The sequence below is a fragment of the Caballeronia concitans genome (genome assembly GCF_001544615.1).
In the GTDB taxonomy this organism is placed as follows: domain Bacteria; phylum Pseudomonadota; class Gammaproteobacteria; order Burkholderiales; family Burkholderiaceae; genus Caballeronia; species Caballeronia concitans.
In genome coordinates, this window is record NZ_FCNV02000008.1 from 175,596 (window position 1) to 200,336 (window position 24,741).

27 protein-coding genes are annotated in these 24,741 nt (G+C 62.3%); 12 read left to right on the forward strand and 15 right to left on the reverse strand.

Translation table 11 applies throughout. The features are described 5' to 3' along the window. Nucleotides 1-5 precede the first annotated feature (5 nt). Genes AWB72_RS18875 through AWB72_RS18885 form a run of 3 tightly spaced genes read left to right on the forward strand, consistent with a single transcriptional unit; the run spans nt 6 to nt 2,723 of the window. Nucleotides 6-1,037, forward strand: a complete 1,032-nt coding sequence (locus tag AWB72_RS18875) for an ATP-grasp domain-containing protein (protein ID WP_040049701.1) — start codon at nt 6-8, stop codon at nt 1,035-1,037. After that, complete coding sequence (locus tag AWB72_RS18880) at nt 1,034-2,131, forward strand: hydantoinase/oxoprolinase family protein (RefSeq protein WP_052449778.1); 1,098 nt, start codon at nt 1,034-1,036, stop codon at nt 2,129-2,131. Before AWB72_RS18875 ends, AWB72_RS18880 begins: the two co-directional genes overlap by 4 nt. Nucleotides 2,132-2,135: 4 nt before the next feature. Beyond that, nucleotides 2,136-2,723 (forward strand): amino acid kinase family protein, encoded by a 588-nt coding sequence (locus AWB72_RS18885; protein WP_040049638.1) that lies wholly within the window; start codon nt 2,136-2,138, stop codon nt 2,721-2,723. Here AWB72_RS18885 and AWB72_RS18890 read toward each other — a convergent pair. From AWB72_RS18890 to pqqA, 3 genes are read right to left on the reverse strand one after another with little or no spacing between them, the layout of a single operon-like run. Then, the gene (locus AWB72_RS18890) at nt 2,714-3,418 is read right to left on the reverse strand and encodes a (5-formylfuran-3-yl)methyl phosphate synthase (RefSeq protein ID WP_040049703.1); all 705 of its coding nucleotides are present in this window, start codon (nt 3,416-3,418) and stop codon (nt 2,714-2,716) included. The genes AWB72_RS18885 and AWB72_RS18890 overlap by 10 nt on opposite strands. A gap of 22 nt (nt 3,419-3,440) precedes the next feature. Beyond that, nucleotides 3,441-4,007: a DUF447 domain-containing protein gene (locus AWB72_RS18895; RefSeq protein ID WP_040049639.1), complete on the reverse strand. Its 567-nt coding sequence runs from the start codon at nt 4,005-4,007 to the stop codon at nt 3,441-3,443. Nucleotides 4,008-4,065: 58 nt separating this feature from the next. Beyond that, on the reverse strand, nt 4,066-4,140 hold the full coding sequence (pqqA, locus tag AWB72_RS29690; RefSeq protein WP_008354335.1) for a pyrroloquinoline quinone precursor peptide PqqA: 75 nt from the start codon (nt 4,138-4,140) through the stop codon (nt 4,066-4,068). Nucleotides 4,141-4,469: 329 nt separating this feature from the next. On the opposite strand from pqqA, the gene AWB72_RS18905 reads away from it, so the two are divergent. Genes AWB72_RS18905 through fba form a run of 7 tightly spaced genes read left to right on the forward strand, consistent with a single transcriptional unit; the run spans nt 4,470 to nt 12,510 of the window. Beyond that, nucleotides 4,470-5,960 (forward strand): form I ribulose bisphosphate carboxylase large subunit, encoded by a 1,491-nt coding sequence (locus AWB72_RS18905; RefSeq protein WP_040049640.1) that lies wholly within the window; start codon nt 4,470-4,472, stop codon nt 5,958-5,960. A gap of 25 nt (nt 5,961-5,985) precedes the next feature. Beyond that, complete coding sequence (locus AWB72_RS18910) at nt 5,986-6,402, forward strand: ribulose bisphosphate carboxylase small subunit (protein ID WP_040049641.1); 417 nt, start codon at nt 5,986-5,988, stop codon at nt 6,400-6,402. A 32-nt stretch (nt 6,403-6,434) separates the two neighbouring features. Then, nucleotides 6,435-7,352: a CbbX protein gene (gene cbbX, locus AWB72_RS18915; protein WP_040049642.1), complete on the forward strand. Its 918-nt coding sequence runs from the start codon at nt 6,435-6,437 to the stop codon at nt 7,350-7,352. A gap of 12 nt (nt 7,353-7,364) precedes the next feature. Next, on the forward strand, nt 7,365-8,459 hold the full coding sequence (locus tag AWB72_RS18920) for a class 1 fructose-bisphosphatase (RefSeq protein WP_040049643.1): 1,095 nt from the start codon (nt 7,365-7,367) through the stop codon (nt 8,457-8,459). Between the two features lie 44 nt (nt 8,460-8,503). Further along, on the forward strand, nt 8,504-9,376 hold the full coding sequence (locus AWB72_RS18925) for a phosphoribulokinase (protein ID WP_040049644.1): 873 nt from the start codon (nt 8,504-8,506) through the stop codon (nt 9,374-9,376). A 32-nt stretch (nt 9,377-9,408) separates the two neighbouring features. Next, complete coding sequence (gene tkt / locus AWB72_RS18930) at nt 9,409-11,451, forward strand: transketolase (RefSeq protein WP_040049704.1); 2,043 nt, start codon at nt 9,409-9,411, stop codon at nt 11,449-11,451. A gap of 21 nt (nt 11,452-11,472) precedes the next feature. Then, complete coding sequence (gene fba, locus AWB72_RS18935) at nt 11,473-12,510, forward strand: class II fructose-bisphosphate aldolase (protein WP_040049645.1); 1,038 nt, start codon at nt 11,473-11,475, stop codon at nt 12,508-12,510. An 8-nt stretch (nt 12,511-12,518) separates the two neighbouring features. Here fba and AWB72_RS18940 read toward each other — a convergent pair whose 3' ends face one another. After that, nucleotides 12,519-12,896, reverse strand: coding sequence for a type II toxin-antitoxin system VapC family toxin (locus AWB72_RS18940; RefSeq protein ID WP_040049646.1), 378 nt, complete (start codon nt 12,894-12,896; stop codon nt 12,519-12,521). Further along, nucleotides 12,896-13,198, reverse strand: a complete 303-nt coding sequence (locus AWB72_RS18945; protein ID WP_040049647.1) for a hypothetical protein — start codon at nt 13,196-13,198, stop codon at nt 12,896-12,898. Before AWB72_RS18945 ends, AWB72_RS18940 begins: the two co-directional genes overlap by 1 nt. Before the next feature lie 89 nt (nt 13,199-13,287). Between AWB72_RS18945 and AWB72_RS18950 the strand changes: the two genes are divergently transcribed. Beyond that, a complete protein-coding gene (locus tag AWB72_RS18950) occupies nt 13,288-13,836 on the forward strand; it encodes a thioredoxin family protein (RefSeq protein WP_040049648.1) in 549 nt (182 codons plus the stop codon). Here the strand turns inward: AWB72_RS18950 and AWB72_RS18955 are convergent. From AWB72_RS18955 to AWB72_RS18965, 3 genes are read right to left on the reverse strand one after another with little or no spacing between them, the layout of a single operon-like run. Continuing rightward, complete coding sequence (locus AWB72_RS18955; RefSeq protein WP_040049649.1) at nt 13,833-15,233, reverse strand: DUF6513 domain-containing protein; 1,401 nt, start codon at nt 15,231-15,233, stop codon at nt 13,833-13,835. The genes AWB72_RS18950 and AWB72_RS18955 overlap by 4 nt on opposite strands. Beyond that, nucleotides 15,212-15,811, reverse strand: coding sequence for a flavoprotein (locus AWB72_RS18960; protein ID WP_040049650.1), 600 nt, complete (start codon nt 15,809-15,811; stop codon nt 15,212-15,214). The genes AWB72_RS18955 and AWB72_RS18960 overlap by 22 nt, the downstream gene beginning before the upstream one ends. Continuing rightward, nucleotides 15,808-17,838: a sigma-54-dependent Fis family transcriptional regulator gene (locus AWB72_RS18965; protein WP_040049651.1), complete on the reverse strand. Its 2,031-nt coding sequence runs from the start codon at nt 17,836-17,838 to the stop codon at nt 15,808-15,810. The genes AWB72_RS18960 and AWB72_RS18965 overlap by 4 nt, the downstream gene beginning before the upstream one ends. Nucleotides 17,839-18,177: 339 nt before the next feature. Here AWB72_RS18965 and AWB72_RS18970 point away from each other — a divergent pair, with 339 nt between their 5' ends. Next, nucleotides 18,178-18,648 carry a dihydroneopterin aldolase gene (locus AWB72_RS18970; protein WP_040049652.1) on the forward strand — a complete coding sequence of 157 codons (471 nt, stop codon included), beginning with the start codon at nt 18,178-18,180 and terminating at the stop codon, nt 18,646-18,648. Nucleotides 18,649-18,678: 30 nt separating this feature from the next. Here AWB72_RS18970 and AWB72_RS18975 read toward each other — a convergent pair whose 3' ends face one another. From AWB72_RS18975 to AWB72_RS19005, 7 genes are all read right to left on the reverse strand, one after another. Then, nucleotides 18,679-19,059: a hypothetical protein gene (locus tag AWB72_RS18975; RefSeq protein WP_040049653.1), complete on the reverse strand. Its 381-nt coding sequence runs from the start codon at nt 19,057-19,059 to the stop codon at nt 18,679-18,681. An 87-nt stretch (nt 19,060-19,146) separates the two neighbouring features. Further along, nucleotides 19,147-19,656: a formaldehyde-activating enzyme gene (fae, locus tag AWB72_RS18980; protein ID WP_040049654.1), complete on the reverse strand. Its 510-nt coding sequence runs from the start codon at nt 19,654-19,656 to the stop codon at nt 19,147-19,149. Nucleotides 19,657-19,846: 190 nt separating this feature from the next. Then, nucleotides 19,847-20,692 (reverse strand): triphosphoribosyl-dephospho-CoA synthase, encoded by an 846-nt coding sequence (locus AWB72_RS18985; protein WP_040049705.1) that lies wholly within the window; start codon nt 20,690-20,692, stop codon nt 19,847-19,849. Next, nucleotides 20,679-21,632 carry an ATP-grasp domain-containing protein gene (locus AWB72_RS18990; protein ID WP_084592778.1) on the reverse strand — a complete coding sequence of 318 codons (954 nt, stop codon included), beginning with the start codon at nt 21,630-21,632 and terminating at the stop codon, nt 20,679-20,681. The genes AWB72_RS18985 and AWB72_RS18990 overlap by 14 nt, the downstream gene beginning before the upstream one ends. Continuing rightward, on the reverse strand, nt 21,629-22,615 hold the full coding sequence (gene mch / locus AWB72_RS18995) for a methenyltetrahydromethanopterin cyclohydrolase (protein ID WP_040049656.1): 987 nt from the start codon (nt 22,613-22,615) through the stop codon (nt 21,629-21,631). Before mch ends, AWB72_RS18990 begins: the two co-directional genes overlap by 4 nt. Beyond that, nucleotides 22,612-23,772, reverse strand: coding sequence for an ATP-grasp domain-containing protein (locus AWB72_RS19000; RefSeq protein ID WP_052449782.1), 1,161 nt, complete (start codon nt 23,770-23,772; stop codon nt 22,612-22,614). Before AWB72_RS19000 ends, mch begins: the two co-directional genes overlap by 4 nt. Beyond that, nucleotides 23,772-24,701, reverse strand: a complete 930-nt coding sequence (locus tag AWB72_RS19005) for an NAD(P)-dependent methylenetetrahydromethanopterin dehydrogenase (RefSeq protein ID WP_040049658.1) — start codon at nt 24,699-24,701, stop codon at nt 23,772-23,774. Before AWB72_RS19005 ends, AWB72_RS19000 begins: the two co-directional genes overlap by 1 nt. Between the last annotated feature and the right edge of the window lie 40 nt (nt 24,702-24,741).

Consider the following 24,741-nt stretch of genomic DNA (forward strand, 5'->3'; position numbering starts at 1 on the left):
TTCCGTTGACCAAAATATTCGTATTCGAGTATCTCACCGGAGGCGGCATCGATCCGGACATCGCGAGCACAGCGAGCCTCGCGGACCTCAGCGCGCTCATCGTCGAAGGCCGCGTCATGCGCGATGCCATCGCAGCCGACTTGCGCGCGCTGCCCGGCATCGACGTGACCGTCGCGAGTTCACGCTTCGAGCAGATCGATGATCGCTATCCTCATCGACGCGCGCAAGCAGGGGAAGCCATCACGCATTTCGTATCGCGCGTCGCGCGCGAGCACGATTACGCACTCGTCGTCGCGCCCGAATGCGACGGCCTGCTGCTGCGCTTCCACGATGCCGTCGGCACTGCACGCTGGCTCGGTTGCGGCAAGGAAATCATCCGCATGACGTCGAGCAAGAGCGCGACGGCAGCGTGTCTCGAAGCGCATGGCATCGCCGCGACGCCCGCGCTCGAGCCGGAGCAGGCCGCATCGTCCAGGGCCATGCAATGGGTCGTCAAGCCCGACGACGGCGCAGGCGGTCTCGACACTTATGTCTATGACGACCTCGACGCCGCGCTAATGGAATACGAAGCGCGCGCGGCAGCAGGGCGCAACCCCGTCTTGCAGGAATGGATCCACGGCGAGCCGTTAAGCCTCTCCATCATCTGCAACGATGAAGGCGCGCGGCTCGTTTCGATCAATCGTCAGTGCATCGGCATTTGCAACGACGCGCAGTCGGATCGCCGCGAACGCATCGTTCAGTTCGATGGCGTCGAGGCCGATTACATCGATCGTGATAGCGCGCAAGGGCGCGTGCTCGAACGCCTCGCGCTGCGTGTCGCCGATGCGCTGCCCGGCTTGCGGGGCTTCACGGGCATCGACGTCGTGTGGAATGAAGAACGCGGACCCGTGGTCATCGAAGTCAATCCGCGGCTGACCGTGGCTTACGCGGAAATCAGCAAGCGGCGCAATCTCGCGGCGCAACTGCTCGCGGCGCATCGTGTGTCAGGCTTCGAACACGATGACACGCGCCTGCGGGAACACGGAGCCTCAACGTGACCGCGCGCGCCGGCGATGCGCCGGTGTTCGGCTGGGACGTGGGCGGCGCGCACGTCAAGGTGTCGATGGCGCGCATGGGCGCGCTCGTCGATGTCGCGCAATGGGCATGTCCGCTCTGGCAAGGCATCGCGCATCTCGAACGTGCGATCGAATGCGCGCTGGAACGCTGGCCCGATGCAACGCATGCATCCGCACGGCACGCGGTCACGATGACCGGCGAGATGGTCGATCTCTTCCCCGACCGCGCCGAAGGCGTGCGCGCGCTCACACGCACGCTCGCGCAACGGCTCGGTCCGCGCACCCTGTTCTATGGCGGCGAATCGAACTGGCTCGCGCGCTCCGCTTGCGCCGATGGCTGGCGCAAGGTCGCATCGGCAAACTGGCTTGCAACTGCGCAATGGGTCGCGACGCGCGTGCCCGACGCATTGCTCGTCGATATCGGCAGCACGACCACCGACATCATTCCGATCATCGATGGCCGCATCGCCGCACGCGGCACGAACGATGCGCAACGTCTCGCCAGCGGCGAACTCGTGTATCAGGGCATCGTGCGAACCCCTTTGTGCGGCGTCGCACATCGCATTGCATTTCGCGGCGAAAGCACCGGCGTGATGAACGAATGGTTCGCCACGACAGCGGACGTCTATCGTCTGACAGGAGAGTTGCTCGAAGCGCACGATCAGCACGCGAGCGCCGACAACGGCCCGAAGACCGAGGCCGCGAGCCGCGCGCGCATTGCGCGAATGATCGGACGCGATGCAGGCGATGCCAGCGCCGACGAATGGCGACGCTTCGCGCTCGCGTGGCGGCACGAGCAATTGCGCACGCTCGAAGCGAGCCTTGCGCGCGTCAGTGCGCAACATGCTTCGTCGATGCGGGCGCCGATCATCGGTGCAGGTTGCGGACGCTTTCTTGCTGAAGCGCTCGCGCGGCAGGAGGCGCGCGGGTATATCGACTTCGCGCGGCTCGCGGGCGTGTCGAATGCTGATGACGAACGCGCGGAATGGGCTTCGACGTGCGCGCCGAGCGTGGCGGTTGCGTTGCTCGCATCGTCGCCTTTTGCAGTGACGACAACGAATCTCGAACGAGGATGACGCGATGTGGGTGGTCAAGATCGGGGGAAGCCTGAGTCACGATCCGGCGCTGCGCGAATGGCTGATGCGGCTATGGGAAGTGGGCGGCGGGCGCGTCGTGATCGTGCCGGGCGGCGGAGATTTCGCGGATGCGGTGCGCCAGTATCAGCGCGAATGGGGCTTCGACGATCTCGCGGCTCACAACATGTGCCTGCTCGCGATGGCGCAATACGCGATCCTCATGCAAGGCGTCGTGCCCGAGCTCGTGCTTGCATCGAATGAAGAACGCATACGCCGCGCATTACGCGACGGCCGCGTGGCCATATGGGTGCCGACGGACCTCATGCGCACGACGCCCGACTCGATGACCAACTGGGACACCACATCCGACAGCCTCGCCGCATGGCTTTCCACGACGCTCAACGCGGAACGTCTGATGATCGTGAAATCATGCGATGTCGAAGCGCACGCGCCGCTCGAAGCGCTCGCCGCGAATGGCATCGTCGACCGGCGTTTTCCCGCTTACGTGCGCGACGCGAATTATCTCGTCGAAGTCTTCAGCAAAGGCGATGCATCGCGCATGAGAGAGAGGCTGCTCGCGTTTCAGGCCTGAGCGGCCATGCGTTCGCCATGCAACGCACGCGCCCACTGCTGCACGCGCTGCGGATCGAGACGGCCCGTGCGGCCTTCGCGTTCATCGCATAGCGCGCCTCTGAAGCCCGCGATATCCGGCGCAAGCGCGCGGATTCTATCCAGGTCCGACCAGCCGAGCGAACCGGCAAGCGCGGTCATCGTGCCGCGCGCGCGTGCCTGTGCCATGCATTCCGCCAACGTCGCGACATCGACGCAATCGAACAGCGTGCGGCCGTTCTTGCTCGCCGTATCGAACACGATGCCGACGAAGCCGAGTTGCGCAGCAAGCGTCGCGAGTTCGCGATCCACGCCTTCATCGGATAGCAGCACGGGCACGACCGACGCAGGCAAACCCGCGAGATGACGCAAGCATTCGGCGGCGCGCGGTCCCGGCGCGACACCGACCTTCACGTAATCGACGCCCGCAGCCGCGACTTCCAGCACGCGATGCGTGATCTCGTCGAGCGCATCGTTCGGCAAGTCGCCGATGGTCGCGCTGATCGGCCTCACCGCATATTGCGCCCGCAACGCACGCACGATGCGCGCGATGTCGTCCATCGCGACGCCGCCGAGCGCGCCTGCACGCGGCTCCTTCAAATCGATGAGTTCGGCTCCGGCTTGAGCGGCATCGAATGCTTCATCCGCTGAGCGAACGCTCGCGAGCAAGGCGGTCATCATCCAACTCCATGAAATTGCGTCATTCACTCGGTTTTGCGCGATGTTGTTCGATGGCCTGCAAGAGCCAGTTCCATGCAGTGCGTTCCGCATCGCCCGCGGTTTTGTCGATGGCGATACGCAGATAGGCAATCTCGCTATCCACTTTTTCGGGCGGCAACATGAAGAGCCGGCTCACGAGAATCGCCCCTTCAACGACAGCCGCTTGCGCACGATTGAAGCCCGGAAAAGGCGCATGCGTTTCGCGATGCACGCATGCCATGCGCAATACGGGACGCGTTTCGTCGTCGCGCAGTTCGCTCAAGCGGAGTTCCGTATGCGCGAGCGTATCGGCAAGACGCACGCTCTGCACTTGCGTTGCGACGACCGTCGGCCAGTCGCGTTGAATGCCCGTCACGCAGCCCGCAAACACGCGTACGTCCGTCGTCGTGTTGATGACGGCGCTTTGCGTCGCGACGATGTTGTCCAGCGTGACCGATGGACGGAACGGCGCAAGAATCGCGAAGCCTTCTTCGAAACGCACGCCCATCGGCGCGATATGCGGCCGCCCATCGCGGTCCGCGGTCGTGACGATGGTCTCGTAGATCATGATCGAAATTGAAGCCGCACGAAGCGTCGAGGCGATGCCCCGTGCGGGCTGATCCGCTTTAACGCGTGGCGATATACATCGTGATTTCGAAGCCAAAGCGCATGTCGGTGAAGCTCGGTGTCGTCCATTGCATAACTTTTTCTCCTTGACGATGTGAATGCGGCAGCGCCGCCCGGTAATCGGACGGTGCTCGCCGCATGAGCGACGCAAGCGCTATGCCAAAGGCGTCGTTTCGGTCTGCGCGCGGGCACTGTGACGAAAACGCAGCAAAGTGTCCCGTCCGCGCGCGTGACGCTCGATAAGCGATCGCTTAGGCTCGTGCAAGAAATTCGTGAATTCCCTTCGGCCCGGCGCGCGCCTACTCTGCATTCACAGCAAGGCGCAACACGAACGCGACGGTCGCCCGATGCCTTATCGAAAGCGCGCACGTCGTTCTCATCTCCCTTAAGCCGAGGAAACGGAATGAACGACTTCAGCAAGGCCGCTGTCGAGGCGGCGCGCAATCCGGCCGATCCGCGTTCGCGCTATGCGGCCGGCGTGATGAAGTATCGCGAGATGGGTTACTGGCAGCCCGACTACACGCCGAAGGACACGGACATCATCGCGCTCTTTCGCATCACGCCGCAATCGGGCGTGGAGCCGGAGGAAGCGGCGGCGGCGGTCGCGGGCGAATCGTCCACCGCGACATGGACCGTGGTGTGGACCGACCGGCTCACCGCATGCGACATGTATCGCGCGAAAGCGTATCGCGTGGAGCCGGTGCCCAATGCGCGCGCCGACGAGCCGCAATATTTTGCGTATATCGCGTACGACCTCGATTTGTTCGAGGAAGGATCGGTGGCGAACCTGACTGCATCGATCATCGGCAATGTGTTCGGCTTCAAGCCGCTCAAGGCGCTGAGGCTCGAAGACATGCGTATTCCCGTTGCTTACCTCAAGACGTTTCAGGGACCGCCGACGGGCATTGTCGTCGAACGGGAAAGGCTCGATAAATACGGGCGTCCGCTGCTCGGCGCGACGGTGAAGCCCAAGCTCGGCTTGTCGGGCAAGAACTATGGACGCGTGGTTTATGAAGGGCTCAAGGGCGGACTGGACTTCCTGAAGGACGACGAGAACATCAATTCTCAAGCCTTCATGCACTGGCGCGACCGCTATCTGTTTGCAATGGAAGGGGTGCATCGCGCGCAAGCGGAAACAGGCGAAGTAAAGGGCCATTATCTGAACGTGACCGCGGGCACGATGGAGGACATGTACGAGCGCGCAGAGTTTGCCAAGGAACTCGGCTCGTGCATCGTGATGATCGATCTCGTGATCGGCTACACCGCCATTCAGTCGATGTCGCGCTGGGCGCGCAAGAACGACATGATCCTGCATCTGCATCGCGCGGGACACGGTACGTACACGCGGCAGCGCAATCACGGCATATCGTTTCGCGTGATCGCGAAGTGGCTGCGCATGGCGGGCGTCGATCACGCACATGCGGGCACGGCGGTAGGCAAGCTCGAAGGCGATCCGCTCGCCGTGCAGGGCTATTACAACGTGTGCCGCGAGCCGCGTAACGAAGTGGACCTGCAACGCGGCATCTTCTTCGATCAACCGTGGGCCGGCTTGCGCAAGGTAATGCCGGTGGCGTCGGGCGGCATTCATGCGGGGCAGATGCATCAGTTGCTCGACCTCTTCGGCGACGATGCGATCCTGCAATTCGGCGGCGGCACGATCGGGCATCCGCAAGGCATACAGGCTGGCGCAACGGCCAATCGCGTCGCGCTCGAAGCAATGGTCAAGGCGCGTAACGAAGGGCGCGACATCGTGCACGAAGGCATCGACATACTCGAAGCCGCCGCGCGCTGGTGTACGCCGCTCAAGCTCGCGCTCGATACCTGGCGCGATGTGACCTTCAACTACGCCTCCACCGATACGCCCGATTTCGCGGTGACGCCATCGGTGGCATGAACGAAGAACGCATGAGGGAACTGAAATGCACATCACGCAAGGAACATTTTCTTTTCTGCCTGCATTGAGCGATGAAGAGATCGCCGCGCAGATCGACTATGCATTGAGTGAGGGCTGGTCATGCTCCGTCGAATACACGGACGATCCGCATCCACGCAACACATACTGGGAAATGTGGGGCCTGCCGATGTTCGATCTGCACGATGCGGCCGCCGTCATGATGGAAGTGAACGAGTGCAGAAAGACGTATCCGCAGCACTACATCAAGGTGAATGCGTTCGATTCGGTGCGCGGCTTCGAGACGATGCGGCTTTCGTTCATCGTGAACCGGCCTGCCGAAGAGAGAGGCTTTCGTCTCGAACGACAGGACAATCGCAGCCGCGTGCAACGCTATTCGTTCCGCACATACGCGACGGATCGTCCTGCGGGCGAGCGGTATTAGCCACGACGCCACGGACCATAAGGAGAACGCTCATGCAAGCCGACGACACGATCGAAGAGGCGCCGCAAACGCACGCCGACTTGATGGCGCTTTATCGCGAGTCACGCATCGGCGATGTGCTTGCCGAGCTGGATCGCGATCTCGTGGGCCTCGCGCCCGTGAAGACGCGCATCCGTGAAATCGCAGCGCACCTGCTCGTCGAGCGGGCGCGCGAAACGCTGGGTATCGCGAGCGGCGCGCCGACGCTGCACATGTGCTTCTCCGGCAATCCCGGCACGGGCAAGACGACCGTTGCAATGCGCATGGCGCAAGTGCTGCATCGGCTGGGCTATATCCGGCGCAATCAGCTTGTTTCGGTGACGCGCGACGATCTCGTCGGTCAGTACATCGGCCATACCGCGCCGAAGACGCGCGAAGTGCTCAAGCGCGCGATGGGCGGCGTGCTGTTCATCGACGAAGCGTATTACCTGTATCGCCCGGAGAACGAGCGCGACTACGGGCAAGAGGCCATTGAAATCCTGCTGCAGACGATGGAGAACCAGCGCGACGATCTCGTCGTGATTCTGGCGGGTTACGAATCGCGCATGGAGACGTTCTTTCGCAGCAACCCCGGCTTTCGTTCGCGCATTGCGCATCACATCGTGTTTCCGGATTACGAGCCGCATGAGTTGCTCACCATAGCCGAACATATGCTGGCCGACATGCATTACCGCTTCGACGACGATGCGCGTCGTGCCTTCGAAGCGTATCTTTCGCGGCGCATTCGTCTGCCGAACTTCGCCAATGCACGTTCGGTGCGCAATGCGCTGGATCGCGCGCGGCTGCGTCAGGCGAACCGCCTGTTTGCCGCAGCGGAGCACGGAAGTGGCCCCGCCGACGCCGACGCGCTGATGCAACTCGATGCATGCGACATACGCGCGAGCCGCGTGTTCACCGAAACGCAATCCTGAAAGGAGCGCGCCATGCAGGACGGACGCACGACGTTGTCGAAGTTCCTGATCGATACGCTCGATCGCAAGCCCGGTCCGCATGCGGCGAGCGGACTCTCTGCCTTGCTCGTGGATGTGGCTGCATCCATCAAGACGATCGCGGCTGCATTGACGCGCGGCGCATTGGGCGGTCAGCACGGCTCCGCGCAGAGCATCAACACGCATGGCGAAGAGCAGAAGAAGCTCGACCTCGTGACCAACGACATCTTTCTGCAGCACTGTGAATGGGACGGCTTGCTCGCGGGCATGGTGTCCGAGGAAATGGATGGTGTGTATGCGGTGCCCGAGCCGTATCCGCGGGGCGAATATCTGCTTGCGTTCGATCCGCTCGATGGCTCGTCGAACATCGACATCAACGGCGTAGTGGGTTCCATCTTTTCCGTGTTGCGAAGAAGCGCTTCGCAACATGACACGCCTATCGAAGCGGACTTTCTCAGGCCAGGAAGCGAACAGGTCGCGGCAGGTTATGCGATCTATGGGCCATCGACGATGCTCGTGATTTCCGTCGGCAACGGCACGCACGGCTTCACGCTCGAACGCGACGTCGGCAACTTCGTGCTCACGCATTCGGATATCCGCATACCGCAGGACTCCTGTGAGTTCGCGATCAACGTATCGAACGAACGCTTCTGGGAACCGCCCGTGCGCCGCTATGTGAAGGAGTGCAAGGACGGACGAACGGGATGCCGCGCGCAGGACTTCAACATGCGCTGGATTGCATCGATGGTGGCGGAGGTGCATCGCATTCTGATGCGCGGCGGTGTGTTCATGTATCCGCGCGACTTCAAGACGCCTGAGATGGAAGGGCGGCTGCGCCTGCTTTATGAAGCCAATCCAATGAGTTTCATCGTCGAGCAGGCAGGCGGACTTTCCATTACCGGACGCGAACGCATTCTCGATGTCACGCCGCAGAAACTACATCAACGCGTGCCGGTGATTCTCGGCTCCGCTAACGAAGTGGCGCGCATTCAGCGTTATCACGGCGAATACGATCGCGGCGAGGACAAGCCTTTCACGTCGCCGTTGTTCAACGAACGATCTTTGTTCCTGCCCGAGACGCCGGCGTGATGGTGTGATCGTGATCGCTCATAAAAGGCAAAGGGAGACAGCGCATGTCAGTCAAGCATCCGATCATTGCGGTGACGGGCTCCAGCGGCGCGGGCACCACCACGGTCATGAAGAGCTTCACGCATATTTTCCGGCGCGAACGCATCAATGCCCAGATCGTTGAAGGCGATGCGTTTCATCGTTACGACCGTCTCGGCATGCGTGAAGCGATGAAGCAGAGCGAACGCGACGGCATTCAGCACTTCAGTCACTTCGGGCCGGAAGCGAATCTGCTCGAAGAACTCGAGCGCCTTTTCTGCATGTATGGCGAGAGCGGGCGGGGCCAGTATCGCCGGTATATTCACGATGAAGCCGAAGCCGCGCATTTCAGTCAGGACGCGGGAACGTTCACGCCGTGGGAAGACATTGCATCCGATACGGACATGATGTTCTATGAGGGACTGCATGGTGCGGCCGTCACGGACAAGGTCGATATCGCGCGCCATGCGGATCTACTCGTCGGCGTGGTGCCGATCATCAATCTCGAATGGATTCAGAAGCTGCATCGCGATCAAACGATGCGCGGTTATTCGCATGAGGCCGTGGTCGATACGATTCTGCGCCGCATGCCCGACTACGTGAATTACATTTGCCCGCAATTCTCGCGCACGCATGTGAATTTTCAGCGCGTGCCGACGGTGGATACATCGAACCCTTTCACCGCGCGCGAAATTCCGCAGCCGGATGAGAGTTTTGTCGTGATTCGATTTGCGAAGCCCAAGGGAATCGACTTTCCTTATCTGCTCACGATGCTGCACGACTCGTTCATGTCGCGCCCGAACGTGATCGTCGTGCCGGGTGGAAAGATGGGCCTCGCCATGCAGCTCATCTTCACGCCGATGATTCTTCAGTTGCGCGATCGCCGCACGCGCGCCTGAGCCGCGTTTCCCTTGCAAACATGGAGGCATTCATGAATGCCGTCGCCGAAGCCTTGCCCAAAACTTTTCGCTCTCCCGATACGCGTCAGATGGCGAACGCATTGCGCATGCTCGCCGTCGATGCGGTACAGCAGGCGAACTCCGGTCATCCCGGCATGCCGATGGGCATGGCCGAGATCGCCGTCGCGTTGTGGAAGCGTCATTTGAAGCACAATCCGGCGGACCCGGACTGGCCCGATCGCGATCGGTTCGTGCTCTCGAATGGTCATGGCTCGATGCTGCTGTATGCGCTGCTGCATCTCACCGGCTATGACTTGCCGATGGACGAACTCAAGCGCTTCAGGCAGTGGGGAAGCAAGACGCCGGGGCATCCCGAAGTCGGTGTGACGCCGGGCGTCGAAACGACGACCGGGCCGCTCGGCCAAGGCTTCGCGAACGCGGTCGGCATGGCGCTCGCGGAGACGCTGCTCGCGCGCGAGTTCAATCGGCCGGGGCATGAGATCGTGGATCATCGAACGTATGTGTTCGTTGGCGATGGATGCCTGATGGAAGGCGTCTCGCACGAAGCGGCTTCGCTTGCAGGCACATTGCGCCTGAACAAGCTGACGGTGCTTTACGACGATAACGGCATCTCCATCGACGGTCATGTACAAGGCTGGTTCAGCGACGACACGCCACAACGCTTTGCGGCATATGGCTGGCATGTGATTCCCGGCATTGACGGCCACGATGTCGAAGCCGTGTCGCAAGCGATCGATGAAGCGCGATCATCGGATCGTCCGACGCTGATTTGCTGCAAGACGACGATAGGCCAAGGCGCGCCGTTGATGGCCGGCACGCACGATGTTCATGGAGCGCCGCTCGGTGCAAACGAAGTTCAAGCCACACGTCTTGCGCTCGACTGGCCGCATGCGCCATTCGAGATTCCTTCATCCCTCTATGAACGATGGAACGCGCGCGAGCAAGGCGCGGCGGCGCAACAGGACTGGAAGCGTCGCATGGACGCGTATCGCCATGCATTTCCGGCGCAAGCCGCGGAATTCGAGCGTCGCATGCGGGGCGCGTTACCCCCCAATTGGCGCGATGCCGCGCATGCGCTCGTACGCGATGCCGATCATGCAAGGCAGAACATCGCGACGCGCAAGGCGTCGCAGAACGCCATCGAAGGACTCGCGCGCGTGTTGCCCGAATTGCTCGGCGGGTCGGCGGACTTGACCGGATCGAATCTCACGCGATGGAAAGACGCGACCGACGTGACTGCATCGTCCGAACGCGGCAACTATCTTCACTACGGCGTGCGTGAGTTCGGCATGAGCGCGATGATGAACGGCGTCGCATTGCATCGCGGCTATCTGCCGTTCGGCGGGACCTTCCTCACGTTCTCCGACTATTCGCGCAACGCGCTGCGCATGGCCGCGCTCATGAAGACGCGCACGGTGTTCGTCTTCACGCACGATTCGATCGGTCTCGGCGAAGACGGCCCCACGCATCAGCCGATAGAACATGCCGCGAGTCTGCGCCTCATTCCAGGGCTCGACGTGTGGCGTCCATGCGATGCAGTAGAAACCGCGCAAGCGTGGGTCTGCGCGGTGGAGCATGACAGGCCGGCGTGTCTGCTGTTGTCGCGTCAGAACCTGCCCTTCGTGCCGCGCGATGAGGCGCAGATCGACGGCATCGAGCGCGGCGGCTATGTGCTCGCGGATTGGCCCGGCGCATGCGAGCGTGATGCGCGGCGCGTGGTGTTGATCGCGACGGGATCGGAAGTCGCGCTCGCGCTCACGGCCATCGAACCGCTGAAAAACGAGGGCATTCTTGCGCGCGTGGTGTCGATGCCATCGACCACCGTGTTCGATCGTCAATGTCACGCGTGGCGCGAGCGCGTGCTGCCCGAGGGCGTGCCGCGCGTGGCGATCGAAGCGGGCGTCACGGCGTTCTGGCGGCAATACGTCGGATTGAAGGGCGGCGTGGTGGGCATCGACCGCTTCGGCGAATCGGCGCCCGCGAGCGAACTCTATGCGCATTTCGGCGTGACGGTTGCGGCCGTCATCGATGAAGCACGCCGCGTCGCGGCATGAAAGAGAGAACGGAGAACGACGATGGCATTCATCGCATTGAGGCAACTGCTGGACCACGCAGCGGAACACAGCTACGGCGTGCCCGCGTTCAACGTCAACAACATGGAGCAGGTCCACGCGATCATGCAGGCCGCCGAGGTCACGAAAAGCCCGGTGATCTTGCAGGCGTCGGCGGGCGCGCGCAAGTATGCGGGCGAGGCGTATTTGCGGCATCTGGTGCTCGCGGCGGTCGAGGCGCATCCGGACATTCCCGTGGTGCTGCATCAGGATCACGGCGCGAGTCCCGCCGTGTGCCAGCAGGCCATTCGTTCGGGCTTCACGTCGGTGATGATGGACGGCTCGCTCTTGCCCGATCAAAAGACGCCCGCCGATTACGACTACAACGTGGACGTGAGCCGCCGCGTGGTGGATGCGGCGCATTCGGTCGGCGTGTCGGTGGAAGGCGAGCTTGGATGCCTGGGGTCGCTCGAGACGGGACGCGCCGGTGAGGAAGACGGTGTCGGCGCAGAGGGCGCGCTGGGTCACGATCGCCTGCTGACCGATCCCTATGAAGCGCGCGCTTTCGTCGATGCAACCGGCATCGATGCGCTGGCAATAGCGATCGGCACGTCGCATGGCGCGTACAAGTTCAGCCGCGAGCCGACGGGCGATATTCTCGCGATCGACCGCATCGCCGAGATCCATGCGCGCATACCGGATACGCATCTCGTGATGCACGGGTCGTCGTCGGTGCCGCAGGAATGGCTCGATGTGATCCGCGAATACGGCGGCGAGATTCCATCGACGTTCGGCGTGCCGGTCGCGGAGATTCAGCGCGGCATTGCGAATGGCGTGCGCAAAGTGAATATCGACACGGACATACGCCTTGCGATGACCGGTGCGATGCGGCGCGCGATGGCGTCGGCGAAATCGGAGTTCGATCCACGGCACGCGTTGAAGGCGGCGACAGCGGCGGCGCGCGATCTGTGCATCGACCGGTTTCGCGCGTTCGGGTGTGAAGGGCAGGCGGAGCGGATCAGGCCAATGGCGATGGAGGCGATGGCGAAGCGGTATCGGTGAGGAAGCGCTTACGCGGATAACGCGTCTTCCAGATACCCGGCAAGTTCGCGATCGGCAGTCAGGAACTTCAAGTCTTCCGTCAGCGCTTGCGCAACGAGCAGCCGGTCGAACGGGTCACGGTGAAGATGCGGCAAGTGCCGTACGGCTCTGGCATGCGCGAGCCGTACGGGAAGCTCGATGAACGGGTGATGTTCCACTTCGTCGATTGCGTATTCAGCGCGCGGCTCCAGCTTGCCGCGCGCAGCCTTGATGGACATTTCCCAGATGGTGGCCGTGCTGACGTACACCGTCTGCGCCTCCTCGATCGCGCGCCTGAGCCGAGGCGTCAGGCGGCGATCTTTGGAGACGCGCCAGATATAGACGTGGGTATCGAGCAATACACGCATCAGCGGCTCTCTACTCTGGCGGTGACGTCTTCGGGAAACAGCGGGCCGTAGAACTCTTCGATGATGTCGTCCGGCAGCGGTTTAAAGGCTTCGTCGTCGAACGCGCTCTCGTCCGCGGGATCGAACACGATAATCGATCCGCCCGCTTTATTGCCATGCTTGTCGACGAAGTTGCCTACTGACCGGACTTTTAGCAGTAACGTTGGATATTCGCCGCCGATAGCCACGTCTTCGCCTTGCGCCACCATTTCGAGCACTTTATGTAAATCCTTCTGCGCTTCCTGAATAGTGAGAATATGCATGAGTGATCCTTATGAGTTGAAAGAGCCTTCATGCTAGCCGAGCCGACGGGAACCGCCAATATGCCAAACAGCCAATTGGGAGCTCTCTCATGCCCACCGAATCTCCAGTCGCGGAACTGGGCGCGCTCGCACCCGCATTCACGCTTCCCGCGACGGACGGAAGCACCTGGTCGCTGGACTCACTCAAGCGCTCGAACGGCCTCGTGATCGTCTTCATGTGCAATCACTGTCCGTATGTAAAAGCGACGCTTGCGCACCTCATCCGCGACGCCATCGATCTCGAGAAAATAAACATCGGCATGGCAGGCATCAATTCGAACGATGCAAGCATCTATACCGACGATTCCTTCGACCGCATGATTGCGTTCGCAGACGAATGGCGCTTGCCGTTTCCTTATCTTCACGATGAATCGCAGGAAGTCGCGCGCGCATACGGCGCGGCGTGCACGCCCGAATGTTTCGGCTTCGACAAGAGCATGCGTTTGCGCTATCGCGGACGTATCGATGCATCGCGCAACGAGCCGTTAAACGACGCACGCCGCGACCTCTATGAAGCGATGCGCGCCATCGCCGACGGCCACGATCCCGAAGGCGAGCAATATCCCGCGCTAGGCTGCTCGATCAAATGGAAGCGTTAGCGCTTCTTCATCGTCGAACCGGGCGCATGCCACGCGGTGAGATCCTCTTGCGGCCGGTCCACCTCGCATCCCCAATCGAGCGGCTGATCCTGATCGAAGCGCTTGCCGAGCTGCCACGCTATCTCCGCGCGCGCGAGCTGCACGCCCATGTAGAACGCATGACCGCCATCGGCTTCGAGCTGCAATTGCGGATAAAGCGCGAACGGGTCCGTTTCCAGCCGATGCCCGTCGCGGTTATAGACGTGTATGCCTTCCGCCGAAACCTGCACGCGAAAATTCGGATCGCGCACGGCGGCAGCGAGCGCGTCGATTTCATCGGCGCTATATGGAAACGGGCGCTTCGCATGCAGCGCGGACAGATCGCTGCTGATGCCCTTCGGCAGCGTCTGCGTTTCGCGCGCGGCATGCATCACGCGACGCGCGACATCGGCTTCACGCACCGCCCGTCGCGCGTGCAAACTGACCGACGTCGTCAGCACCGCCGACACGCGCAACTCGGCGGCCATGCCGAGCAGCACCGCGTTGATGCCGCTCGTGTCCGCTTCGGTGAGTTCGGTGACGTTGCCCACGCCCATCATGATCGCGATATCCGCATGACGCTCGCGCAAACTCACATAACGCGCGATGGAAGCGGCCAGGCCGAACGGAATCGGATCGAGAATGGGATCGGCGAGAAAGGGACGATTGCGCTTTCGCATGACGTCGATGGCCGCATCGAGCGACGCCGTATCGCGCGGCTCGCGCGGCACGAGGATCGGCGTGCACGCGGCTTCATCGGCGATCCATAGCGTATCGATGTTCAGGCTCATCAGATAATCCGCGCCCGCGCGCGCACCGCGCAAGAGCTCGTCATCGAGCATCGAATCCACGCTCACGCGATAACCCTGTTCCTTCAACATCGCGACCGCATCTTCGAGATGCGGAAACGGCGTCTCGGGCAAACAGCCGATATCGATTACATCCGCGCCCTGGCTCGCATAATCGCGCGCGCGTGCGGCAATGCCGTCGAGGTCGAGACGCGGCGCATCGACGATCTCCGCGAAAATCTCCGTCTCGTAGCGCGATAAATCCACATGACGTGCCTCGCGCCCGAAGAACTGCGGTAAGTCCTTCACTTCTTCGGGACCGCGTTCCACCTTCACGCCATAGTGTTCCGTGAGTGCATCGAGATCGCCGCGGCATCGTCCCGGCACGATCATGCGGCTCGTGCCTTCGGTGAGCGGCAACGCAACGCGTCGGCGGATCATGTCGGCGGTCATCAGTCCCGCAACCTGCAAGCCTATCTCGCGCACTTCCCATGTGAATGGCGACGCCGCGCTCACGGGCGCAATGCCTTCGAGCACGCGAAAAAGACTTTGCTCGGCAAGCCGGCCGGTCAGGAAGACGATGTGTTCCATGCGAGCCTGAGTTGCACGAGCCGTCGATCGAGCGCGGCGCGCAGGTCATCGAGCGTATAGGCGACGGTCGTATGTTCGATGCGCGCGAGCCGCTCGACGTTCTCGAATTCGATCGCGCGCGGCCGCACTTCGACCCATTCGTGCGGCGTCTGCGTGATGACGGAGGGCGCCGTATCGCATGCGAAGACGATGCCCGGGACGCATTGCTTGCCCGCTTGCGCGAAGAGATTCGTGGGCAGCGTATCGGAGATGCCGAACGCGCACTTCGCGACGGTGTTGCTCGTCGCGGGCGCGATCACCACGGTGTGATAGTCGCCGTTATACAGCATGCCCACAGGCACGCTGCTCGCGCTGTTGTCGCGAAAGACCTTGAAGTGCTCACGCAGTTTATTGATGGGCCATCCGTAGAGCGGCAGCACTTCCTCGCCCGCCGATGACAGGAACAGATCGCAGCCCGGCAGGCGCAATGCAAGGTCGATCGATTCCTCGATCATGTGACCGGACCCCGTCACGCACCATGCGAAGCGCGCATCGGGCTTGAATTCATCGAGCCGGCGGGCGGGCGTCGGCTGCGTCATGCGTCGTTGGGCGCGGACGAATCATGCGACAGCCGTATATGCAGCCGATGCATCTTGCGATACAGCGTATTGCGGCTGATGCCGAGCACCTTCGCGACATTGCTCACGTTCCAGCGATGTTCGTCGAGCAGCAGCAGAACGGTCTCGCGCTCCTTGACCTGGATCGCGTTGAGCGCGCTCATTTGAGCATCGTCGGTGAGATGCGCAAGCGGCGCCGGCTGCGGGGATGGCGTGGCGCTCATCGCGCGCGCCGACGCACCGTTCAATATTTCCGGCGGCAGATGCGCGCAACGAATCTCGGGGCCGTCGCATAGCGCGATGGCCATTTGCAGCACATGCCGCAGTTGCCGGATATTGCCGGGCCACGGATAGTTGAGCAGCGCTTGCCGCGCTTCGGCGCTCAACGTGGGCGGGTCTTCGCATTCCGTTTCGAGAATATGACCGATGAGCGCGAGCGCATCGGCACGTTCGCGCAACGGCGGCAGATTGATCTCGATACCGTTGAGCCGATAGTAAAGATCCTCGCGGAACATGCCGTTCTGCACGAGTTCGATGAGATTGCGGTGACTCGCGCTGATCAGCTGAAAGTCCACCTTCACGGTAGTTTCGGCACCGAGCGGCGTGACCTCGTGTTCTTCGAGCACGCGCAAGAGACGCGCTTGCAGCGTGAGCGGCATGTCGCCGATCTCATCGAGAAAGAGCGTGCCGCCGTTGGCCTGCACGATCTTGCCACGCCGTCCTTCACGCTGCGCGCCGGTGAACGCGCCCGCGCGATAGCCGAACAACTCACTCTCGATCAGATTCTCCGGCAACGACGCGCAATTCACCGCGACGAACGCACCGCTTCCGTTCGGGCTGATGCTATGCAGCGCATTGGCGAACACTTCCTTGCCGGTGCCCGTCTGTCCGCGCAGGATGATCGGGATCTTGCGTTGAATGACACGCGCGGCAAGCTGAATTTGCGAAGCCATGCGCGGATCGCCGAACTCCAGATGCGAGAGCTTGTCGAGCCGCCCTTGGCCCGCCGTATCGCGCGTCTCTTTGCGGCTGGGCTTGGCGCGCGAATCGTTCATCAGGATGCGGGTGCCGCTATTCGCCGCTTCGCGCGGCGTCTGTGCAGTGAGAAAGAAACGACTGTTCGCTTTCGCGCTATACACGGTCACCGGATGAAACGAGCCACGAATGCTGCGCGCAATCATGTCTTCGAGCGTAGCGTTGAACGCTTCCTCGATACGCTTGCCGCACAGTTCAGCGGGCGAGCGCAGGTCGAGCTGAAACAATGCGCTGCGGCTCGCGGCGAGCACGATGCCTTCATCGCTCACGGCGAGTTTGCCCGCGTGCAGCGTGCCGACGAATTCCGGCCGGCTATGAAAGTGGATCATGTTCGCGTGCCGATAGCGCGCATCGATCAGACGATTTTCGATCATCTGCCGCGACATGCCGACGAGCACCAGCGAATGCTGCTGCAACAGCTTCGAGCGGCTCGTGACGTCGAGTACGCCGACGACCCCGCCGCGTTCGTCGAAAATCGGCGCGGCGGAACAGGTGAGGGACGTATAGCGCGGATAAAAGTGCTCGTGCTGACATACGGCGATGCAGTCGCGCTCGATCAGGCATGTGCCCATGCCGTTCGTGCCGGCTTCGCGTTCGCTCCAGAGTGCGCCGACGCGCAGGCCATCGGCGGCGACGGCTTCGCCGAACGGCACCGACGACACCTGATGCACGATGACGCCGTCCGAATCGACGAGTACGACCGCGAGTTCGGGGTCCGCGAGTTGCTGATACAGCGTGGTCATCTCGAGCTTCGAACACGCGATGAGATCGCTCGCAGCCTCGCGACGCTCAGTGAGTTCGCGTTGCGTGAGCACGGGCGGCATCACGAAACGGCCAGGGTCGAGATGGAATTCGGTGAGGCAGCGCGTCCACGATTGGGCGACCGAGTCACTCGCACGCCGCGAAGCCAGCGGGTTATTGACGATGTTCAGCACTTCCCGGACATGCGTATCTACGTCAGCAAGCGACGACATGAGGGCGTGTCTCCGTGGCGCCGCGTTCCGGTTGCGCGTCCCGCGCAGTCAGCCGACGCCGAATCTGTTGTGATATTCACTGGCGCCGCGGCTCGCGTGCGAATGCCGTCGTGTCTTGCGTGCTGTTGCTGCCTGCCGCACGCGTGCGCGCCTCGTAGCCGGGCTTATGCCTCCGTTCAGGACCCCGGTTCTCAAAAACTGTACATCCTATGACGCGCAGGTTCAATAAGTAGTCGCATAGAGACGGCATTTGCGCCCGTTTTTTGCTTGTCATGATGGCTTAAACCCTTACGGATTCCTTTAGCGCTTCAGCGCGAAATAATTGGCGAGGTCATACACATGGGCCGATTCGATCCGATCCGCGAAGCCGTTGGCGACGCCTTCACCGAAGAGCACAACGCGCCGATGGATATCGTTTATATCGAAGGACTCACGGGACAAACGGTGATCGGCATCGACAAGAGTGAGTTGCACGATGCGCAAACCGTGCGCATGAGCCTCATGATCGGCACGCCGTCGCTACGCGCATGCACGACGGATCACATCGACGACACCATCAATTACGCGGCGGTGCGCGAGGCCATTCACGCGCTGCTTGCATCGCACCGCGTGCAATTGCTCGAGGCGCTCGCGGAGCGCATCGCGCAAATGGTGATTGCGGAATTCGGCGCGCACTGGGTGAAGATCACGCTCGCGAAGCCCGCCAAGTTCGATGACGTCGATGCGGTCGGCGTGGTGATCGAGCGCCGGCGTTCGTGGTCCGCCACGCCGGGCCTCGGCTGGATCGGGCGCGGATATGTACCGCAATAAGGTACCGCAGTGAAGCGCCAATGAAGCGGCCTATTTCCCCGTCGATGTACGCTGCACGATGCCGCAAGCCTTGAAGGCATCACGCTGAAGGTCACGGAATTTCTTGGTCTGCGCCTTCGCGCGATCCACTCGAAATTCCGCACCGCCTTCGCCGCCGAGCGTGGCGTATTTGGAGAACGTCGACTGTTCGACGTAGTCGTCGTAATTGAGCACTTGCGCGATCTTGTCGATTGCGCACGAGCACTTATAGACGTTCACGAAGTCATGTCCGTTGTCGTCCATGCAGCTCAACACGTATTCGACGCGGCCTTCCGTCGGATAGTCATGCCCTTGCGCCGGCGCGCCGAATGACAGCGGCGAGATGAGTGCGAGCGCGGCCAGCATCGCGAGCGCGCGGCAACGTGGGATCATTCGGTGAACCTCGCTTGGTCGTTGCATACGTCGATGATGAGCGGCCGATGCTTCTGCGGTGCACCGGCCGTTTGACACGTTACATCATCACGCCGGCGCGAAAGGATGCGCGACGGAACCCTTTCTCGCTACCACGTCCGATGCCTTTGGTTCGCCCGCGACCGCACGCTTGATCGACTCCTTCGTGGCCTGATAGTTGAACTCCTGAATCTTCTTGTCGTCGGACGCTTCCCAGTGAATGAACACGCCGACGCAGATGAACAGGTCGTCGGCTTCGTCCGCTGGAATGGTGCCGTCCTCGACGCAATCCGCCACGGCCAGCGCCACCGCATGCTGTGCAGGGCCGAACATCTGTACGGCCTGTTTCGCTCCCTTGATGGTCACCTTGTTGAAGAGAATCGTGTTCGGCTTCGTGATGAGATTCGGTGCGACCACAGCCAACAATGACGTGAAGCCGTCCTTGTTGTTCGTGAGTGCGTTGCAGAACGCCGTTTCGGCAGCGGAACCTCGCGGTCCGATGATCAAGTCGATGTGTGCGACCTCGTTGCCCTCGCCGACCAGCGACTCTCCTATCATGACGCGGTTGATCTTGGCCATGCTGTTCCTCCAGTGATGGGTGGTTCTTGGGACGATCGACTTGCTGTCGAATCGCGGCGGCGTTCGGAGCCGCGCAAGACTCTTCGGTACTCTCCTGCACTCAGGCGCTGCAAAAACGGGCGGCATAACCGCGCACTTCCTAAACAGGAACCGTGCCAATTTTCATGAGGGACGTGTCGCGCATGGTTCATTACGCGGTCATCAGCGCGACGAAGAGCGTCGCGACCGCGAGGTCCGCGCTGGTGCCGGGATTGATGCCGCGTGCCTTGAGCTCGGCGTCCCATGCGTCGAGCGCGGGATCGGCGGCAAGACGGCCGGCAGCGCGCCAGCGTGCGTCGTGCGCGGCTGCATCGCGCGTGACACTTTGCGCCATCGCCGCGCCTTGCTTGCGCACTATGTGCGAGTCGGGCCACTTGCCTAGAAAGCTAAGGAATATCCCTAGTATTGCGGTGTTTTCTTCGATGCTTACGCGTTGCGCTTCATTGAACACATCCGCGAAACCATTTGCGTACTGGCGCGCGATGCTGTCGCGGTCGGCGGCGAGCGTCATGGCGGCGCGCAAGTCCACGGTCGGCGCTTCATGCACGGATTGCTCGGGCGCGTCCCCTAAGCCGCCCGGATTCGCAATGGCGATCGCGCGATAGGCGAGGCGGGCATCGTCGAGATCGAGCGATGCAAGCACGCGTTGCGTTTCGCGATGCCAGCTTGCAGCGTCGATGTGCGCATCGTTCGGCAGATGTTCGAGCGCCGCGCATAACGGCGCAGCCAGCAGCACGATGCCGAGATTCGTATTGCAGCCGACGGCGTCGAACGTGCGGCGCACGGCATCGAGAATGCGCGCGCCCACGCTCGCGCCCTGCGTGAAGAGACCAGCCGCCGCCGTTCCCGCGCTCACGATGAACTGCGCCGATGTCATGCCGTGTCCCGCGCTCGCAACGCTTACGTTGCCCGGCTTCGCGCATTCGACATCGAGCCGGCATGCACGCAGGAACGCTGCGCGTGCGCGTTCGTTTCGTGAATGATCAGGCGTGTCCATCGCGACCGGCGAGCGAAAGCGCGCGTTGCGGTGCAGCGAATGGCGCACACTTGCGATCCAGCAGATCATCGGCGAGCAAGGAAGCGATATCGAACGATGTCACCGATTGCAGCCCGCGCCACGCCGCTACGCCGTTCACTTCGAGCACGAGCGGACGGTCGCCGTCTTCCGCGCACGCGATCAGATCGACGCCCGCGTAATCGAGGCCGAGCGCGACGCTTGCGCGTACGGCAATGTCCGCGAGCGAGGGCGTCAGTTCGGCAGGCTCGCACTGCGCGCCGCGCGCGAAGTTGTGCACCCAGCCGTCGCCGCCCACGCGCTTCATCGCGGCGACCGCTTGCGTGCCGATCACGAGCACGCGCCAGTCGAAGCCGGGCCTGCCGCCATCGACATAACGCTGAAGATAAGCCACTTCATTGAACGCCGTGAGCGATGGAAGCGCTTCGCAAGCATCGTCGCCGAGCAGTTGCAAGCCCTTGCCTTGCGATCCGAAGAGCGGCTTGATCACGACCTTGCGGCTCGCTGCACGCTCGCGCATCAACACGCGTTGCGCGAACGCGCGCGATTCGCCGGCCCACGTCGCGGGTGTCGGCACGCCATGGCGATTGAGCAGAAAGCTCGTCATCGACTTGTCGACGCTGCGTTCGATGGCGCGCGCATCGTTATAGACGGGCACGCCGCTTTCGCGCAACGCATGCAGGATGCCGAGCCGCAACGTCACCTGTTCGAAGGTGCCGCCCGCGATGCCGCGCACGAAAACCGCGTCGGGCAACGTGTGACCGAATCCGGGTATCGCGATGCCGTGCGGCTTCCATGTCGTATCGATGCGGCAATCCGCGAGATCGACGCAACGCGCCTCCACGCCGCGCGCGCGAAACGCTTTCTTCAGGCGGTTCGTGTGCCAGCCCGTCTCGTCGGTCATGATGGCGATGCGTGTCATGACGCCTGCCATTGCGCGTCGAGCAGCGCCCGTTCGAGCTTTCCGCCGTGATACGTCGCGCCGCTTTCGAGGCTCGATACCCACACTTCGGCGGGCGCGAAGAGCGCGGCATCGATCTGATAGAAGTCGTAGTTGAACGACTTGAAGATCTCCGCGAACGGCTTGCCGTAATCGCGCGCATTCGACGACGGCAGTTCGTTCGCGAGCTTCTTCGCGACGGCATCGCTCTTCACGGTGAGATGCACGCGGCCGCCATAAAGGATCGCGTCGTTGGTGCGGCCCATCGCCTGCACGCCATCGGGCGAGGGCGGTGGTAACGGCGCATTGCCGCTTGCATCGACGATCTCGTTCAGATCGACGCCGATCGCATGCGTCTTGTGCAGCGCAACTTCGACGACACGCGCAACGACCTGCACCGTCCCCGCGACAGATTGCGTCGGCGTGACCGCGATCACCAGATTGGCGGGCGCGAGGCCGCAATCGTTCAGCACCTTGTCGATGACGACTTGCGGCGGCAAGCGGTCCACTTCCATCACGAGCGCGCCGCGATCATGACGGTCGCGATAGCCGAGTTCATCGAAGAGCGGCTCCTTGCACGCAAGCGCGCGCGCGGGACCTGAACCGAGCGAGAAGAACTTCTTGCCGCCGGTTTGCTCTTTCGTCGCGGAAAGGCTCCAGCCCGCATATTGACTGCCGAGGCACGCGAGCACCGGATTCGATGCATGCACTTCGATGAAGCTCGGCCAAAGCGGTGCGGCATCGAACGCGATGCGCCGCGATACGCGCCCGAGGCCGCCCATGCAGATGCGCGCGATCAACACGCCCGCATCGATGCTGCCCGCTGCGTTCACGCCTGCATCGACGATGATGGTGCCGCCCGCCGTGCGATTGAGTTCGACGTGAAGACGCTCGGCGTCGTCGATAAGCCTTTGGACGAGCGCCTCGCTGAGTGCATTGACGCTGAGTGATGAAGATAAAGTCATGAGTCGATGTCGTTGATACGTTGCAGAAGACGCGCCCGTTCGCGTTCGAGTTCGATGCGCAATGTATCGAGTGTCGATGCAGCCGTGCTCACGGTGCAGACCGGCATGCCCGCTTCGATTCGCGCGCCGGGCAAGGGCACGTCGTGGCAGGCGGGATCGTTGAAGCAGGCATCGCTGAATGCGTTCGTTACGGTGAAGCCGTGCGGCGCGAACACCACACACTGTCCCGCTATGGTTGCGGGCGTGCGCGTCCACATGTCCGCATTGAGTGGCAATTCGCCGTCGAGACAGGCTTCGACGTGCGCGCCGATCAATCCGCGCGGCCATGCATCGGGCCACGCAGTTTCGTAAAGCGCCATGGTCGATGAAGGGCGCGTGTTGATTTCGAGCACCTGAAACGTGTCGGCATCGAGCAGGAAGTCGATGCTGTTCAGGCCAGTGAGATCCGTTTGCCACACGATCGTTTCGATTGCGTGAACGATGCGCTCGGCCATATCGCGCGGCAACGCAATGGGTCCAAGCGAACCCGCGTGCACGAAAGGCAGCGTGCCCGCCGCCACCGTGAGTTGTTCCGCGAAGCCGATGACCGCGACTTCGCGATGCGCTGCAACGAACAGCGCGGACATCGAACGGCCTTGAGAAAGCCGCTGAAAATAGGCGTCGGCGTGAAGTTGATGCACGTCGCGCGCATGCTCGATATGCGTGCCGCCACAGCCATCCGAACGCTTCACGAGCCATCCGTCCGCATTTTCGGGCGGCGTGAAACGTACTTCCGGATGCGGAATATGCGCTTCATCGAGCAACGCGAAAAAGCGCCGTGGATTGCGCACCGCGAGCGCTTGCGCGCCATTGCCGATGAAACGCGGCACGCGTGGCGAACGGCTCAGTTCCATTGCGAGCGGCTCGAGTCCGCTCGTCACGATGAGGCCCAGCATGCGCGGCAGGCGTGCGGCGCATTCGAGCGCATCGTAGAGACGCGCGCGATCGATCGATAAACCATCGCCGCCGATATCGAACCACATGCCCGCGTGTGCGCGCGTATCGCGATCGCCGAAGATATCGAGCGCGACCACGTTGAGGCCCGCGCGCTCGGCTGATTGCGCGAGCAGACGCGCGGACAATCCGGCTACCGCGACGCGCGGCGCACGCGAGGTCATCATGAGTCTTGTCCCGCGACGATGGCGCGCGCTTCGTCGAACGCTTCGGGAAAGCCGAGATAGACGGGCTTGCCGCCGGTCCGCATGCGCACGAAGAGGCGATGTTCCGCCTGATACTTCACGTTGCCGATGGCGAGCGCGCCGATGCCGATGGCGTCCGAACGCGGCGCGCCTGCGAGCGGCTTGCCGTCGTCCATGACGTTGACGCCCGCGATGCCTTCGGGCGGCACGGCGTTGACATCGGCGGCAATGAGCAGATGTTTTGCGTGGGCGAGATCGGCGGCGGTCATCACCTGCACGCCGGCTACGGCGGTGGCGAAGACGATTTCCGCGCGCGCGAGTTCGCGATGCAAGTGCTCGGGCGTTCCTGTCGCGACGCCCACCGTGGCGATATCGAAGCGCCGGTTGATCTCGTCGCTCACTTGCGTGGCGCGCGACTGACTCGAATGGCTTGCAACGGCGACATCCGCCCCGAGCGATGCGGCCATCGCCGCCGCCACGCGTCCGACCGCGCCGGTGCCGCCGAGTATGAGCAGACGTTTGCCGTCGAAGCCCACGTTATGCACGGCCTTCAGATGCTTTTCAGCGAGCGCGACGAGCGCCGCGGCGGTCGTGTAGGCGCCGCTCGGATCGGCGAATACGGAGACTTCGAAGGGCGGCACCATCGCATTGCGCGCGCGTTCTAGCATGTCGGCGGCGAGCATGACATCGCGTCCGCCGATGAAGATGCCTGTGCGCGAGACGCCTTTGGGTCCGCGCGAAAAGATGGCGTCTTGAGTGAGTTGCACGACGCTGTCGATATCGACATTGCAATACGGCACGAGGATTTGATAGCCGGCGTCGGCTGCCATGTTGACATCGAACGGACTCATCTGCGGCGTGCTCGTGAACATGTGCAGGACATGGGGTCTTTCGGTGGCTTCGGGCATGGTGATGGACTCGTATCGATTGGAATGAGGGCGGCCGTGT